The organism is Pseudomonas marginalis (assembly GCF_008692035.1).
GTDB classification, from domain to species: Bacteria; Pseudomonadota; Gammaproteobacteria; order Pseudomonadales; family Pseudomonadaceae; genus Aquipseudomonas; species Aquipseudomonas marginalis.
Window position 1 is genome coordinate 2,664,014 of sequence record NZ_VTFG01000001.1, and the last position, 13,640, is coordinate 2,677,653.

Below are 13,640 nucleotides of genomic sequence, written 5' to 3' on the forward strand. Positions count from 1 at the left end.
CGATCCGGTGACCGCGCGCCGCGGTAAATGTGGAAAACAGCTGAACCAGGAATTTATGGAAAACAGACGAGGCAAAGGGCTCTCATTTGCCCGGCGTATCTACCAGCCAAGGATCATCGGCCTGGGTGTCGGCAGCATCAGCGTCACCGGCGCCCTGTACCCGCTCGCCATGCCGGGCTGGGTCTGGGCATTACTGCTGTTCAATGGGTTTGCCTGGGCGCACCTGGCGTACCAGTTGTCGACCCGCTCGCCGTTCCCTTACCAGGCTGAACAGCGCAACTTCCTGTATGACTCGGTACTCGGCGGGTTCTGGGCGGCGGCCACGCAGTTCACGCCGCTGACAGCCGTGACCATCCTGTCGATGATGACCATGAACAACGTCGCCGCCGGCGGCCGGCGCCTGTTCCTGCGTGGACTGCTCGCCCAGGGGCTGGGGATCGGCGTGGCGTGGGCGCTGTTCGGCATCCAGTTCAACCCCGACGTCAGCCTGCTGCAGGTCTACTCCTGCCTGCCGATGCTGACCCTCTACCCCATGGCCATCGGCATGGTCTGTTATCAACTGGCGATCAAGCTCTCGGAACATAAACGCGCCCTTAGTGCCCTGAGCCGCACCGACAGCCTCACCGGCCTGCTCAACCACGGCTCGTGGAAAGACCTGCTGCACCTCAAGTTCCACAAGTGCCAGCAGCAGCAAAGCCACGCCACCATCGCATTGATCGATATTGACCACTTCAAGCAGATCAACGATACCCACGGCCATATCGTCGGCGACACGGTGCTGCGGCAACTGAGCCTGGAACTGCGGCGCAACCTGCGGGAAAACGACCTGGCCGGACGTTACGGTGGCGATGAGTTCTGTGTGATTCTTCCGCAAATGCCTCTGGAGCAAGCGGCGCAGATCATGGAGCAGATGCGCGAAACATTCGGCAACTACCGCACCCCGCACATACCGGAATTGCGCGTCAGCCTGAGCATCGGCCTGGCGGACTTCCAGCCGCGCTTCACCGACGCAGCCATGTGGCTGAACGCGGCGGACCGGGCACTTTATGCCGCCAAGGACACCGGGCGTAATCGAGTCAGTGTCAACGACGACCGGATAGCCTGTTCCGCCTGACGTTGTCCTACGACACAGGTCTGGATCCTCCGTGCAGCCCCGCACGAGATAGCACAATGCCTCCATTGGTCGCCTACCCAAAAATGGTCCTGCCCATGGGGCGAACTTCTTGTCAGGCTGATGACTCTTAACCCGTTGTTCCACCCACCGCTGTCAGCACAAGGGAGCTGACAATGAGCAGGTCAACCGTAGGGCAAATGCCTTACGGAGGCAGGCGCCTATACATGGATCCTCCCAGACGCGTGCTTGCCCGAGCCCCCGAACATGCTATTCAACGCCCACAAGAAAACCATCGATACCCTGCAACACACCGTGGCTCATCAGGCCAGCCTGCTGGACGCCATCGAACGCTCCATGGCGGTGATCGAATTCGATCCGCAAGGCCTCGTGCTGCGGGCCAATGACAACTTCCTCAATACCCTGGGCTACCGCGCCGAGCAGATCGAAGGCCAATCCCACCGGATGTTCTGCACGCCCGCCTTCGCCCGCAGCGCCGAGTACCAACAACTCTGGGCCAACCTGCAAAAGGGTCAGTTCCAATCAGGTACCTTTGAACGGGTGGGCGGCAATGGTCAGTCGGTGTGGCTGGAAGCCAGCTACACCCCGGTACCTGATAACGCGGGCCGTGTGATCAAAGTGGTGAAGTACGCCCTGGACGTTACCCCGCGCCTGCAGGCCGAAAGCGAGGCCAACGCCAAGTTGGAAGCCATCGGCCGGGCCATGGCCGTCATCGAGTTCAACCTCGACGGCACGATCATCACCGCCAACGCCAACTTCCTGCAGCGCATGGGCTACAGCCTGGCGCAGATCCAGGGCCAGCATCATCGTCTGTTCTGTACCCCAGAGACCGCCGCGAGCTCAGCCTACAGCGAGTTCTGGCGACGCCTGAACCAAGGTGAATTGTTCAGCGGCCAGTTCGAGCGCGTGGATAAAAACGGCCGGCCTGTTTGGCTCGAAGCCAGCTACAACCCGGTGTACGACGCCAGCGGACGCCTGCGCAAAGTGGTGAAGTTCGCCTCGGACATCACCGCGCGCGTGCAACAACATGCCGCTGACGCGCAGAGCGCCGCCCAGGCCTATCACCTGTCCCTGCACACCCAGGACATGGCGGAAAAAGGCGCCGACGTGATCCAGAAAACAGCCAGCGGCATGCGTGAAATTTCCTCGGACATCGACAACTCCTCGCAACTGATCGCCAAGCTGGGCGAGCGCTCGCAGCAGATCACCACCATCGTCAACACCATTCGCGGCATTGCCGAACAAACCAACCTGCTGGCACTCAATGCCGCTATCGAAGCGGCGCGCGCGGGTGAACAAGGCCGTGGTTTTGCCGTAGTGGCCGATGAAGTGCGGCAGTTGGCGGCGCGCACCAGCGGTTCCACCACGGAGATTTCCAGCATGATCGCGGTGATCCAGGCTGAAACCCGCCAAGCCATCGACAGCATGGACGCGACCCGCGACCGCGCTGCCCAGGGCGTGGAACTGGCCGACCAGGCCGGTACGGTGATCCTGCAGATTCGCGAAGGCACCAGCGAGGCGGTGCACGCGGTGAGTGCGTTTGCCAATGAGCGGAGTGCCCACTAAGTAGGCCACGGGTTATTCATGTGTAAGACAGGTCGCCAGGACTATAGTGATTCACTGTCTTAACGTTGATGACCCGAGCCGACCATGACCCCCGACAAGCCCGAAACCGCCCCCGTCGATCACCTGCGTTTTCACCGCCGCCACGCCCACCTGGCCCCGACCTTCGGCAACGATACCTTTGCCCTCAAGGCCGAGGCTTTTGCGCGCTTCTTTGGTACACCGACCTTCCTCGGTGCGCAAACCGCGATCGTGATCTTGTGGGTGGTGCTGAACGTAACCGGCATCACCCACTTCGACGTGTACCCGTTCATCCTCCTCAACCTGGCCTTCAGCCTGCAATCCGCCTATGCCGCGCCGCTGATCCTGCTGGCCCAGACGCGCCAGGCGGCCCGCGACAAAGCCCAGTCCGACGCCGATGCGCAACACCGTGAAGCCCTGGCCATCGCCAATACCGAACGCCAGGCCCAGGCCGCGCAAACCACCAGACAGTTGCTCGAATTGCTGGAGCAAAACACCCGGCTGACGGAAATGACCAAGCAACTGACCGAACACATCGAAACCCTGACGTGCGAAATGCACGAGCACTATGTGCGAAAACCTCAATAACAACGCGAACTCCACGTGGGAGGGAGGTGTGTCAGGGTTTCATCTGCACATGCCGGCCCAACTCATCAAACAGCGTCACCACCGAGCGCAACGCGCGGCAATCGGGGCGCGTCAGCAGCCATAACGCGGTGTCGTGCCCGGCCAACGCGGGGCCCAGGGGTTGCAGGCCATCATCCAGCAGAAAGTCCGGCAGCGCCGCCACCCCCAACCCGGCCCGCACCAGTTCGGTCACCGACAACATGCTGTTGCAGCGATAGCTGGGGCGTACACCGGGCAGGTGTTCGCGGCGCCAGGTCACCGTGGGGTGGTCGGGCAGGAAATCGTCCGGCGCGATCCAGGCCAGGTCCGCCAGTGAGCGTGCGGCGTGTTGATGCGCATACGTGGGGCTGGCACACACCTGATACGCCACGGCCCCCAGGCAACGGCCGACCAGATGCGCTGGCGGAGTCCTGGTCAGGCGCAGGGCGATGTCGGCATCGCGGCGGCTGAGGTTGGCGAAATCATTCGACGTGCTCAGCTCCAGGGTCAGCGCCGGGTAGTCCGGCATGAACTGCGCCAGCGCCGGCAGCAGCAGCCCTTGCAACACCGAGTCGGTACAGGTCAGGCGCACCGTGCCGCTGATCACCTCGCCACCCTGCTCCACGCCGATGCGCGCCGCCTCAAGCGCTTGTTCGGCACGTTCGGCCTGCTGCGCCAGGCTATTGGCGAGGCTGGTGGGCAGGTAGCCGGCGCGGCTTTTTTCAAACAGCGTCTGGCCCAATGCGGCCTCCAGCCGTCGCACCGCGCGGAACACCGTGGACACATCCACCCGCAACAATGCCGCCGCCCGCGCCAGGGTGCCGCCACGCACCAGGGCGAGGATCAGCGACAGGTCGGGGTAATCGAGCTGATAGTGCGTGGCTGCATTGAGCATGTGGGCAAACGCCAATATTGATTGCGTGCACGCCAATCTATAGTGCGCATAAGGACACCACAAGCCATGGGACGCACACGATGAACGCCACCACCCTGCACCTCGCCCTGATCGGCGATTACAACCCCGATGTCATCGCGCACCAGGCCATTCCCGTCGCGCTGCAACGGGCCGGCGAAACCCTCGGTTTGCAGGTTCATCTGCAATGGCTCGACACCGACACCCTCACGCCCACCACAGCACTGCACGGCTTCGACGGTTTCTGGTGCGTGCCCGCCAGCCCCTACCGCGACACCGACGGCGCGTTGCGGGCGATCCGTTTTGCCCGCGAACAGCGGCGACCTTTCCTCGGCACTTGCGGTGGTTTTCAACATGCGGTGCTGGAATACGCCCGCAACGTGCTGGGCTGGGCCGATGCCGAACATGGCGAGCTGGCGCCGGGCGCCGAACGCGCAGTGATCACCCCCCTGAGCTGCGCACTGGTTGACGCCACCGACAGCCTGCGCCTGACACCCTACACACGCATCGCCGAGGCCTACGGCCGTCTTGACATCGAGGAAGGTTACCGCTGCCGCTACGGCATCAACCCCGAATTCGCCGATGCGCTGCTCGAGCGCGAGATGATTCCCAGCGGGCATGACGCAGCCGGCGATCTGCGCGCGGTGGAGTTGCTCGACCATCCATTTTTCGTTGCCACCCTGTTCCAGCCTGAACGTACCGCCCTCAAGGGCGTCACGCCGCCTTTGGCGATTGCCTTGCTCAAGGCGTGCCAGGAGCAATACGCATGATCGCCAAGACCCCCGCCCCACCCTACTACGCAGTGATTTTCAGCTCATTGCGCACCGACGGCGATCAAGGCTACGGCCAGGCCGCCGCCCGCATGCTGGAGTTGGCTCGCGATCAACCGGGGTTTCTCGGGGTGGAATCGGCGAGGGAGGATGGCCTGGGGATTACCGTGTCCTACTGGAGCAGCGAGGCGGCGATCCTGGCCTGGAAGCAGCAGGCCGAGCACCGGGCGGTGCGCGAACAAGGACGCGCCACCTGGTACTCGGCGTTTCAAACACGGGTGTGCAAGGTGGAGCGGGCCTACACATTCCAAGGCCAGTAACCGTCGTATCGCCTGGCCCTCTGTGGCTAGCAGGCCTGTTGTGGTGAGCGGGTCTGTTGTGGTGAGCGGGCTTGCCCCGCGCTGGGGCGCGAAGCGGCCCCTGAACCAGACGCTGCGGTTAGTCAGGAGAACCGCGTCAACTGAATTGGGGCTGCTTCGCAGCCCAGCGCGGGGCAAGCCCGCTCACCACAACAGACCCGCTCATCACAACAAGCCGGCCTGCCACAGAACCCTCACTCACCGCCTATGCCTCCTAGCTCACCAGGCTGCGCAGCGCACTGATCTGTGGAATTTCCACCCGTTTCATGTACACGCGCAGCGGCTCGCTGATGTTGATGCGGTCGTCGATATTCTGGTCGAGCAGCAACTGGATACGCTCGCGGGACAGGGTCATGGTCTGCTCGGGGGCCGGCAGCCAGACAAATTCAGCGGTGGGGATAATGCCGTCGTCGGCCACGTCCATGCCGAAGGAATCTTCGCTGAAACGCACGATGTACTGGCCGGTCTTGCGGTTGAGGCCAACAAAACCGTGGAGTTGGTCGGCGGCCTGGCAGATAAGCTCGGAGGTGATGCGCATGGTAAACCTCACTGAAAAGTCCCACAGGGACTGGAAAGATGGTTTACACGCGTGGCAGAAAATACCGTCCTCTGGCGGGGCGGCTGCGAGCAAGAGTACTGCAATGCCGCGCAAAAAAACCGAGAAAATTGGCACGTGCGCACGTTAATGTCGGTTTGGTGATAGCGCCTTTCGCAATCAATTGTTAAAAAGGAGGCCTTCTCAAAGCTACCTCCACGAAAGGACTTCGCATATGCCTGTCACGTTTTCCAAGAGCGCCCTGCTGCTCGCACTGGCGCTTGGCCTCGGCCAGGCACAGGCTGCCGAACCGATCAGCCCGGCTGAACTGGCGACAAACGAAGGCATTCCCTACCCCGCCGTGATCGCTCACCGTGGCGCGTCCTACGACGCGCCGGAATCCACCGCCGCCGCCTACAAAGTCGCGCGCGACCTGGGTGCCGACTACCTGGAACTGGACCTGCAGCGCAGCAAGGACGGCGTGCTGTTCGCCCTGCACGACAACAACCTGCAGCGCACCACCGACGTGGCCACCAAGTTCCCTGAGCGCAAGGACGCCCCGGCCAACGAGTTCACCTGGAAAGAACTGCAAACCCTCGACGCCGGCAGTTGGTTCAACGCCGCCTACCCGGACCGTGCGCGTCCAGGCTTCGTTGGCCTGAAGATCCAGAGCCTGGACGACATCATCAAGATCGCCGAAGGCAACCCGCAGCACAAACCCGGCCTGTACATCGAAACCAAGGAGCCCAAGCAATTCCCGGGTATCGAAGCCGACCTGAAAAACAAGCTGCTGGATAAAGGCTGGTTGAGCTCCGCCGGCTCCAAGCTGGGCAAGAGCAACACCGGTGTCGGCCAGGGCAAGGGCCGTGTGGTGCTGCAGACGTTTGAAAAAGACAGCTTGAAAGAGCTGCAGAAAGAAATGCCGAACACCCCGAAAATCCTGCTGTTGTGGGTTGGCCCGGGCAGCATCGAGCCGAAATCCACGCAGACCTTTGCCGAATCCGGCGAACCGACCAAGGCCGCCTATTACGCCAAGCAAGAGCCGAAAGACGCCGCCGAGTTCGAAAAGTGGGTCGACGAAGCCAAGAGCCTCGGCGCCATCGGCACCGGCCCATCGGCTGAGCTGACCGCCCATGGCGACCAGAGCTACACCGACCTGGTGAAACCTGAAATGAACAAGCTGACCCACGACAAGGGCCTGCTGGTACACGTCTACACCGTGGATGAGCCGGTCGATTTCGACAAAGTGATGAAAGCCGGCGTCGACGGTATCTTCACCAACCGCGCCGCCGAACTGCTGAAGTTCTACAAGCGCTGGCCGTCGTCCAGCGTTCAGGACCTGCTGAACGACTATAAGTACTGAGTGAGTCGGGCATTGGTGTCAGTGCGCCATTAAGGATGAGTTAAGTTGCGCCGGTTAATCTGGCGCCACTTAAACAGCTCACCAGAGAAGGACACACACCATGAAAACCCTGACCGCCCTGTTCGCCGCCACCGCCCTGACCCTGACCGCCGGCCTGGCCCAGGCCGATGTTCGCCCGGACCAGATTGAAGGCCTGCTCAAGTCCGGCGCCGTGATGCCGTTCGAGAAACTCAACACCGCCGCCGTGGCCACCCACGCCGGTAGCAGCATCACCGACACCGAGCTGGACCACAAAAACGGGGTACTGGTCTACGAAGTCGACCTGACCGACACCGCCGGCAAGCGCTTTGAAGTGAAGCTCGACGCCAAGACCGGCGCGGTGCTGGAAAACAAGCAAGACACTTGAGTTGAACCTCGAAAAAACGCGCCACCTCCGGGTGGCGCGTTTTTTTATGCGCAGCGCTAAAACGTCATATAACTGTCATACCTCCTTGCAATGATTCGCCCACGCGAACCTGTGAAACGTCCTACAGGCGCTTTCTCTGCGAGTCTCCATGAACCACAGCCTCGACCACAGCCACCAGGACTCTGACCTGTTTGGCTTGCTTTACGGTTTTCGTTTTCGTCCCGGTGAAAAGGGCGAACAGATTGATTCGGCCGCGGCCCTCGCGGCCTTGCAGCAACCCGCCGACCCGGAAGAGTTCCTGTGGCTGCACTTGAACCTGGCCCACGCCGCCTGCGAACGCTGGATGCAGGCCAACCTGGATTTACCCGAAGAATTCTTCGAGGCCCTGCACGAAGGCTCGCGCTCCACCCGTATCGAACACGTCGACTCAGCCTTGCTGGCGGTGGTCAACGACGTGGTGTTCAACTTCAGCAGCATGGTTTCGTCGGATATTTCCACGCTGTGGGTCTGCGCCCGCAGCCGGCTGTTGATCAGCGCACGCCTGCAACCCTTGCACTCGGTGGACAAGTTGCGCTCGTCGGTGAAGGCCGGCGAACGCTTTCGTTCGCCGCTGGAGTTGCTGGTGCACCTGCTGCGCGACCAGGGGGAAGTGCTGACCCAGATCGTGCGCAAGACCAGCATCAGCGTCGACCATATCGAGGACCAGTTGCTGTCCTCGCGCCTGTCCACCAACCGCGCGGAACTGGGGGCGGCGCGCCGGGTGCTGGTGCGCCTGCAACGCCTGCTCGCGTTGGAACCGGGTTCACTGCTGCGCCTGCTCAACCGCCCGCCGCAATGGCTGCAAAAGGAAGACGTGAAGGAGTTGCGCAAATCCACCGAGGAGTTTGCGCTGATCATCAACGACCTGACGGCGCTGGGCGAACGGATCAAGCTGCTGCAGGAAGAGATCGCCGCCAACCTCAACGAGCAAAGCAGCCGCACGCTGTTCACCCTTACCGTGGTGACGGTGCTGGCGTTGCCGATCAATATCATCGCCGGTTTTTTCGGCATGAACGTGGGCGGTGTGCCACTTTCACAGGACCCCGAGGGGTTCTGGATCCTGGTGGCGTTGGTCGCGACCTTCACGCTGATCGCCGGGCGCTGGGCGTTTCGCAAGTTTTCAAATTGAAATGCGATCAATTGTCGGAGGGGCTTGGTCCCGATGACCGTGGGTATCCACACAACGCTAGCTGAACGCTGAACGTCCGGCAAATAGGGCTGTTGTGGTGAGCGGGCTTGTCCCGCGTTGGGCTGCGAAGCAGCCCCAAAACCAGCCTCTACAGAGTGTCTGATACACCGCGTTCTTCTTTACTGGGGCTGCTGCGCAGCCCAACGCGGGACAAGCCCGCTCGCCACAGGGAGATTTTTCAAGGTCTGAAAAGTTGTTTAGACACGTGGCTCTCCAGCGGTTTATAGACCAGTGGCAGATCCAATTACCTAAACAATGATTTGCGGCAGCATCGCTGTAACATTCTGCAATGAATATGAGCGGCATCCTCCCCACACGGATGCCCCGGCATGGCCACCCCTTCCCTGACTGCCTCCACGCACTCATCCTCCGTCGACTCAAAACCGCGCCTGGACAAGAAACCCGGCCTGGTGACGGTGATCGTTTTCTTCGCCGTGCTTGCCATGGGCCTGTTGTTTACCGCCTACAGCCTCATGCACGACATGCACGAAATGGGCGCCCAGCTCACCACGTGGACGCCGTTCCTGCTGCTGGGTGTGGCGCTGTTGATTGCCCTGGGTTTCGAGTTCGTCAACGGTTTCCACGATACTGCCAACGCGGTGGCGACGGTGATCTACACCAACTCGCTGCCGCCGCAGTTTGCGGTGGTGTGGTCGGGTTTCTTCAATTTCCTCGGTGTGCTGCTGTCCAGCGGTGCGGTGGCGTTCGGCATCATTGCCTTGCTGCCGGTGGAGCTGATTCTGCAGGTGGGTTCATCGGCCGGCTTCGCGATGATCTTCGCTTTGCTGATCGCCGCGATCCTGTGGAACCTCGGCACCTGGTGGCTGGGTTTGCCGGCCTCGTCGTCCCACACCCTGATCGGTTCGATCATCGGCGTCGGCGTGGCCAATGCCTTGATGCACGGGCGTGACGGCACCAGCGGTGTGGATTGGAGCCAGGCGATCAAGATCGGTTATGCGCTGCTGCTCTCGCCACTGATCGGCTTCGCCTTCGCCGCCTTGCTGTTGCTGGCCCTGCGCGCCTTTGTGAAAAACCGTGCGTTGTACAAGGCCCCCAAGGGCGACACCCCGCCGCCCTGGTGGATTCGCGGCATGCTGATCGCCACCTGCACCGGCGTGTCCTTTGCCCACGGTTCCAACGATGGGCAAAAAGGCATGGGCCTGATCATGCTGATCCTGGTGGGTACCCTGCCGATGGCCTATGCGCTGAACCGCGCCATGCCGGCCGAACAGTCGTTGCAGTTCGCCGCAGTCGCCGAAGTGACCCAGGTGGCGCTGATGAAAACAGCGCCGCGGGCGTTGGCGGGTGACCCTCGGCCGGTGCTTTCGACCTACATGCGCACCAAGGAAGCCACGCCCGAGTTGATTCCCGCCCTCGCCGCCCTCGCCGGCCAGATCGGTGACCAGGTCAAAGGCTACGGTTCCCTGGCCAAAGTCCCCGCCGAAGCCGTGGGCAACGTGCGTAACGATATGTACCTGAGCAGCGAAACCATTCGCCTGATGGACAAAGGCAAGGTCGGCAATTTCGACGCTGACACCCAAGGCAAGCTGCAACTGTTCAAGCAACAGATCGACGATGCCACGCGCTTTATTCCGCTGTGGGTGAAGATTGTCGTGGCCATCGCCCTGGGGCTTGGCACCATGGTCGGTTGGAAGCGCATCGTGGTCACCGTGGGCGAGAAGATCGGCAAGACCCACCTGACTTACGCCCAGGGCGCCTCGGCCGAGACCGTGGCGATGCTGACCATTGGCGCAGCGGATATGTTCGGGCTGCCGGTGTCGACCACCCATGTGTTGTCGTCGGGTGTGGCGGGGACCATGGTGGCCAATGGGGGTGGGTTGCAGATGCGGACCATCCGCAATTTGCTGATGGCGTGGGTGCTCACCTTGCCGGCGGCGATTCTGCTGTCCGGCAGCCTCTACTGGCTGTTCACCCAACTCTTCTGACCAACCCAAGATTGAAAATGTGGGAGGGGCTTGCTCCCTCCCATATTTGGATGTGTGTCGTGTCAGTTGTTGAAGAGTCCCGCCATGGCCTTGAGCCGCTTCTTGTACACCCGCCGCGCCTCCAGTGCCTGCTCCAACGTCACCGCCACAAACCCCGCCCGCTGGTTCGGCTGCATCTGCCCGATCAAGTCCAGGTCGGCACTGATCACCGTGCCAATCATCGCGTAGCCACCGCCGGATACCGCATCGCGGTGCAGCACAATCGGCTCCAGCCCCGCCGGTACCTGTATCGAGCCAATCGGGTAGCAACTGTCGACGATATTCGATGGATCCGACCCCGCGCCGAACGGCTGCTCACGCGGTTGAAAGCTCAGCGCACTGCCGCCCTTGAAGCGGTAGCCGATGCGGTCCGCCTCGGAGCCGACCGTCCACGGTTCGGCAAAAAAACTGCGCTTGGCACCCGCGGTCAAGCGCTCGTAATACAGCCCCGGCACCACGCGCAACGTGACATCGCCGCCCACCGAGCGGCGCAATGCCATCGGCAAACTGTTGCCTGCCCGCCCGAGACCGCTGGCGTCACCGATGGGCAGCTCATCGCCTGCCTGCAAGCGTCGCCCGTGGAAACCACCAAGGGCGCCGAGGGTGTAGGTGGAACGGCTGCCAAGCACCAACGGCACGTCAATGCCACCGGCGACGGCGAGGTAAGTGCGGGCACCGGCCTTGGGAAATTCGAAACGCAGCACCTGCCCGGCACGTACCTGGAACGCGGTGTCCTGATGCACCACTTCACCGTCCAGGCGCGGCGACATCAACGCACCGCTGAGCGCGACCAGGGTATCGCGCTGAAACTCCAGTTCCGGCCCGATCAAGGTGCATTCCAGGCCGGCAGCGCCTACCGGGTTACCCACCAGATGATTGGCCGCACTCAGGGCGTATTGGTCCAAAGCACCCGATGGCGGAATGCCCAGATGGTAATAACCTTCGCGGCCCAGGTCCTGCACAGAGGTGGCGAGGCCGGGTTTGAGGACCTTGATCATGCCAGCGCCTCCTGCAGGGTTTTCGGATAGCCGATGGGGTCGGCGAGAAACGCATCGAGGGAAAATTCCACCGGGCGAATGCGCAGGTCGAAACGTCCTGCCTCCACCTCGGCAACCGCCAGGTCGTAGGCGTCCCGGTCGATGGGTTTGAATTGCACGATGTCACCCGGCCGGAAAAACACCATATGCGCCTTGAGGTAGGCCAGCTGCTGCGCCGGGTCGTAGATCGGTGCCGGGGTCACGCCAAACATCTGGTAGCCGCCGGCGCCGCGCACCGAGTAGATGCAGCCGAAGCAACCGCCATGGCCGAGGGTCAGCTTCGGCGTGTCGGTGCGCGGGCGCAGGTACTTGGGCACCTGCAACTGCCGCTCGCGCTCGACCATCTGGAACATGAACGGCAAGCCCGCGACAAAACCCACCATCGAGACAAACCACGGCGCACCACTGTGGGCGGCGATAAACGCTTCGACATCGGCCAGGCCATTGATGCGCGCGGCGTATTCCAGGTCGGTGGCGCCGGGGTCTTGATGGCGGTCGCGAAAGCGCATCAGGGTTTCATGGGTCCAGGGGTCGTTATAGAGCACCGGGATTTCGATGATGCGCGTGTGCAGGGTGCGCTCGGCCACGGCCTGGGCTTCGGCGCTCTGCACGGCGTCGAGCAGCACATGGGGGGCGATGCGGTCGGGGTCGAAGCGAATCTGGAACGAGGCATTGGCCAGGCACACATCCAGCACGCCCTCCAGCGCCAGGCGTTCCACGGCACGGGTCACGGCCATGCCCTTGAAAAAAGCCTCAAGGGACATGCTCTCGCTGACTTCGGCGAACAGGTGTTCATCACCGCCGAAGCTGTAGCGGATGGGGGACGTTTCAGCCATGTCTGTTCCTCTTGGAATCGTTATAGAAAGGCAGGCAAAAAAGTAAACGTACGATCTTATTAGGGGGTTTTGACTGTGATGCCGGCCTGGTCCAACGCTTCACGGGTGGCCTCCACCAACTCCAGCGCGCCGGGGGTATCGCTGTGCAGGCAGATGGAGTCGAATTCAATAAACAGGTCTTCGCCTTCTACGGTACGCACCAGCCCCGTCTGACACGCCCGTAGGACACGGGCCGCGACCGTGGCCGGATCCAGCGCACGTACGTTGCGGGTAAACACAATGGAGCCGGTTAGATCGTACTCACGGTCGGCATAGAATTCGCGCACCACCGGCTGCCCGAGTTCCTTGGCCACGCGCCAGATCACCGAGTTGGGCATGCAGTACAGCAACAGCGTCGGCTCGATGATTTGCAGGTTCTGTACCAGCAGGCGCGCGGCTTCTTCGTCGCGGGCCAGGTGCATGTAGAGCGCGCCATGAGGCTTGATGTGTTGCAGGGTCATGCCCTGGGCGCGGGCGATTTCGCGCAGGGCGCCCAGTTGGTAGAGCATGTCGTCCACCAGTTCCTGGGCCGGCGCATGGATATGTCGACGACCGAAACCCACCAGGTCGCGAAAGCCAGGATGCGCGCCGATGGCCACCCCCAATTGCTTGGCCCGCGCGACGGTGCGGCGCATGGTGCCGGGGTCGCCGGCATGGAAGCCGGTGGCGATATTGGCCGAGCTGATATAGGCCATCAGCTCCGCGTCGACGCCGTCGCCGATGGTCCAGGGACCGAAGCCTTCGCCCATGTCTGAATTGAAATCCACTGCCTGCATCGGGGACGCTCCGCCAAAAGGTGATGCTCGAAAGTAGGCTGCGGCTTGACCCCTTGGGAAGATCTATTATC

At 62.1% G+C, this 13,640-nt stretch carries 13 protein-coding genes and 2 pseudogenes; 10 read left to right on the forward strand and 5 right to left on the reverse strand.

What is annotated here, in order from left to right; genetic code table 11:
* Positions 1-55 precede the first annotated feature (55 nt).
* The 4 genes and pseudogenes from FX984_RS12465 to FX984_RS12475 all read left to right on the forward strand — a co-directional run bounded on the left by FX984_RS12465 (position 56) and on the right by FX984_RS12475 (position 3,304).
* A complete protein-coding gene (locus FX984_RS12465; RefSeq protein WP_065939111.1) occupies positions 56-1,114 on the forward strand; it encodes a diguanylate cyclase in 1,059 nt (352 codons plus the stop codon).
* Between the two features lie 264 nt (positions 1,115-1,378).
* Positions 1,379-2,149: pseudogene (locus tag FX984_RS33170) on the forward strand (PAS domain-containing protein); the annotation flags it as partial.
* 111 nt (positions 2,150-2,260) lie between these two features.
* A pseudogene (locus FX984_RS33175) lies at positions 2,261-2,698 on the forward strand (methyl-accepting chemotaxis protein); the annotation flags it as partial.
* 84 nt (positions 2,699-2,782) lie between these two features.
* Positions 2,783-3,304, forward strand: a complete 522-nt coding sequence (locus FX984_RS12475) for a DUF1003 domain-containing protein (protein ID WP_065925253.1) — start codon at positions 2,783-2,785, stop codon at positions 3,302-3,304.
* 31 nt (positions 3,305-3,335) lie between these two features.
* On the opposite strand, the gene FX984_RS12480 is transcribed toward FX984_RS12475, so the two are convergent.
* Complete coding sequence (locus tag FX984_RS12480; protein WP_146477357.1) at positions 3,336-4,217, reverse strand: LysR family transcriptional regulator; 882 nt, start codon at positions 4,215-4,217, stop codon at positions 3,336-3,338.
* Between the two features lie 80 nt (positions 4,218-4,297).
* On the opposite strand from FX984_RS12480, the gene FX984_RS12485 reads away from it, so the two are divergent.
* Positions 4,298-5,005 carry a CTP synthase C-terminal region-related (seleno)protein gene (locus FX984_RS12485; RefSeq protein ID WP_146477355.1) on the forward strand — a complete coding sequence of 236 codons (708 nt, stop codon included), beginning with the start codon at positions 4,298-4,300 and terminating at the stop codon, positions 5,003-5,005.
* Positions 5,002-5,325 (forward strand): antibiotic biosynthesis monooxygenase family protein, encoded by a 324-nt coding sequence (locus FX984_RS12490; protein WP_027605635.1) that lies wholly within the window; start codon positions 5,002-5,004, stop codon positions 5,323-5,325. The genes FX984_RS12485 and FX984_RS12490 overlap by 4 nt, the downstream gene beginning before the upstream one ends.
* 253 nt (positions 5,326-5,578) lie before the next feature.
* Here FX984_RS12490 and FX984_RS12495 read toward each other — a convergent pair whose 3' ends face one another.
* Entirely contained in the window at positions 5,579-5,902 is a 324-nt protein-coding gene (locus FX984_RS12495; RefSeq protein ID WP_027605634.1) for a DUF2025 family protein, read from the reverse strand.
* Positions 5,903-6,134: 232 nt separating this feature from the next.
* Between FX984_RS12495 and FX984_RS12500 the strand changes: the two genes are divergently transcribed.
* The 4 genes from FX984_RS12500 (at position 6,135) to FX984_RS12515 (ending at position 10,842) form a co-directional block, all read left to right on the forward strand.
* Positions 6,135-7,262 (forward strand): glycerophosphodiester phosphodiesterase family protein, encoded by a 1,128-nt coding sequence (locus FX984_RS12500; RefSeq protein WP_092358444.1) that lies wholly within the window; start codon positions 6,135-6,137, stop codon positions 7,260-7,262.
* Between the two features lie 100 nt (positions 7,263-7,362).
* A complete protein-coding gene (locus tag FX984_RS12505; RefSeq protein WP_146477353.1) occupies positions 7,363-7,668 on the forward strand; it encodes a PepSY domain-containing protein in 306 nt (101 codons plus the stop codon).
* A gap of 148 nt (positions 7,669-7,816) precedes the next feature.
* Complete coding sequence (locus tag FX984_RS12510; protein WP_027605631.1) at positions 7,817-8,836, forward strand: transporter; 1,020 nt, start codon at positions 7,817-7,819, stop codon at positions 8,834-8,836.
* Positions 8,837-9,225: 389 nt separating this feature from the next.
* Positions 9,226-10,842, forward strand: coding sequence for an inorganic phosphate transporter (locus FX984_RS12515; protein ID WP_027605630.1), 1,617 nt, complete (start codon positions 9,226-9,228; stop codon positions 10,840-10,842).
* Between the two features lie 62 nt (positions 10,843-10,904).
* Here FX984_RS12515 and FX984_RS12520 read toward each other — a convergent pair whose 3' ends face one another.
* From FX984_RS12520 to FX984_RS12530, 3 genes are read right to left on the reverse strand one after another with little or no spacing between them, the layout of a single operon-like run.
* Positions 10,905-11,879, reverse strand: a complete 975-nt coding sequence (locus FX984_RS12520) for a 5-oxoprolinase subunit C family protein (RefSeq protein ID WP_146477351.1) — start codon at positions 11,877-11,879, stop codon at positions 10,905-10,907.
* The gene (locus FX984_RS12525) at positions 11,876-12,754 is read right to left on the reverse strand and encodes a 5-oxoprolinase subunit B family protein (protein WP_074847505.1); all 879 of its coding nucleotides are present in this window, start codon (positions 12,752-12,754) and stop codon (positions 11,876-11,878) included. Before FX984_RS12525 ends, FX984_RS12520 begins: the two co-directional genes overlap by 4 nt.
* 59 nt (positions 12,755-12,813) lie before the next feature.
* Positions 12,814-13,569 (reverse strand): 5-oxoprolinase subunit PxpA, encoded by a 756-nt coding sequence (locus tag FX984_RS12530; protein ID WP_027605627.1) that lies wholly within the window; start codon positions 13,567-13,569, stop codon positions 12,814-12,816.
* Positions 13,570-13,640 lie beyond the last annotated feature (71 nt).

Coding starts and splice junctions, on each gene's coding strand:
- FX984_RS12465 (WP_065939111.1), top strand. CDS start 56: ATGGAAAACAGACGAGGCAAAGGGCTCTCATTTGCCCGGCGTATCTAC.
- FX984_RS12475 (WP_065925253.1), top strand. CDS start 2,783: ATGACCCCCGACAAGCCCGAAACCGCCCCCGTCGATCACCTGCGTTTT.
- FX984_RS12480 (WP_146477357.1), bottom strand. CDS start 4,217: ATGCTCAATGCAGCCACGCACTATCAGCTCGATTACCCCGACCTGTCG.
- FX984_RS12485 (WP_146477355.1), top strand. CDS start 4,298: ATGAACGCCACCACCCTGCACCTCGCCCTGATCGGCGATTACAACCCC.
- FX984_RS12490 (WP_027605635.1), top strand. CDS start 5,002: ATGATCGCCAAGACCCCCGCCCCACCCTACTACGCAGTGATTTTCAGC.
- FX984_RS12495 (WP_027605634.1), bottom strand. CDS start 5,902: ATGCGCATCACCTCCGAGCTTATCTGCCAGGCCGCCGACCAACTCCAC.
- FX984_RS12500 (WP_092358444.1), top strand. CDS start 6,135: ATGCCTGTCACGTTTTCCAAGAGCGCCCTGCTGCTCGCACTGGCGCTT.
- FX984_RS12505 (WP_146477353.1), top strand. CDS start 7,363: ATGAAAACCCTGACCGCCCTGTTCGCCGCCACCGCCCTGACCCTGACC.
- FX984_RS12510 (WP_027605631.1), top strand. CDS start 7,817: ATGAACCACAGCCTCGACCACAGCCACCAGGACTCTGACCTGTTTGGC.
- FX984_RS12515 (WP_027605630.1), top strand. CDS start 9,226: ATGGCCACCCCTTCCCTGACTGCCTCCACGCACTCATCCTCCGTCGAC.
- FX984_RS12520 (WP_146477351.1), bottom strand. CDS start 11,879: ATGATCAAGGTCCTCAAACCCGGCCTCGCCACCTCTGTGCAGGACCTG.
- FX984_RS12525 (WP_074847505.1), bottom strand. CDS start 12,754: ATGGCTGAAACGTCCCCCATCCGCTACAGCTTCGGCGGTGATGAACAC.
- FX984_RS12530 (WP_027605627.1), bottom strand. CDS start 13,569: ATGCAGGCAGTGGATTTCAATTCAGACATGGGCGAAGGCTTCGGTCCC.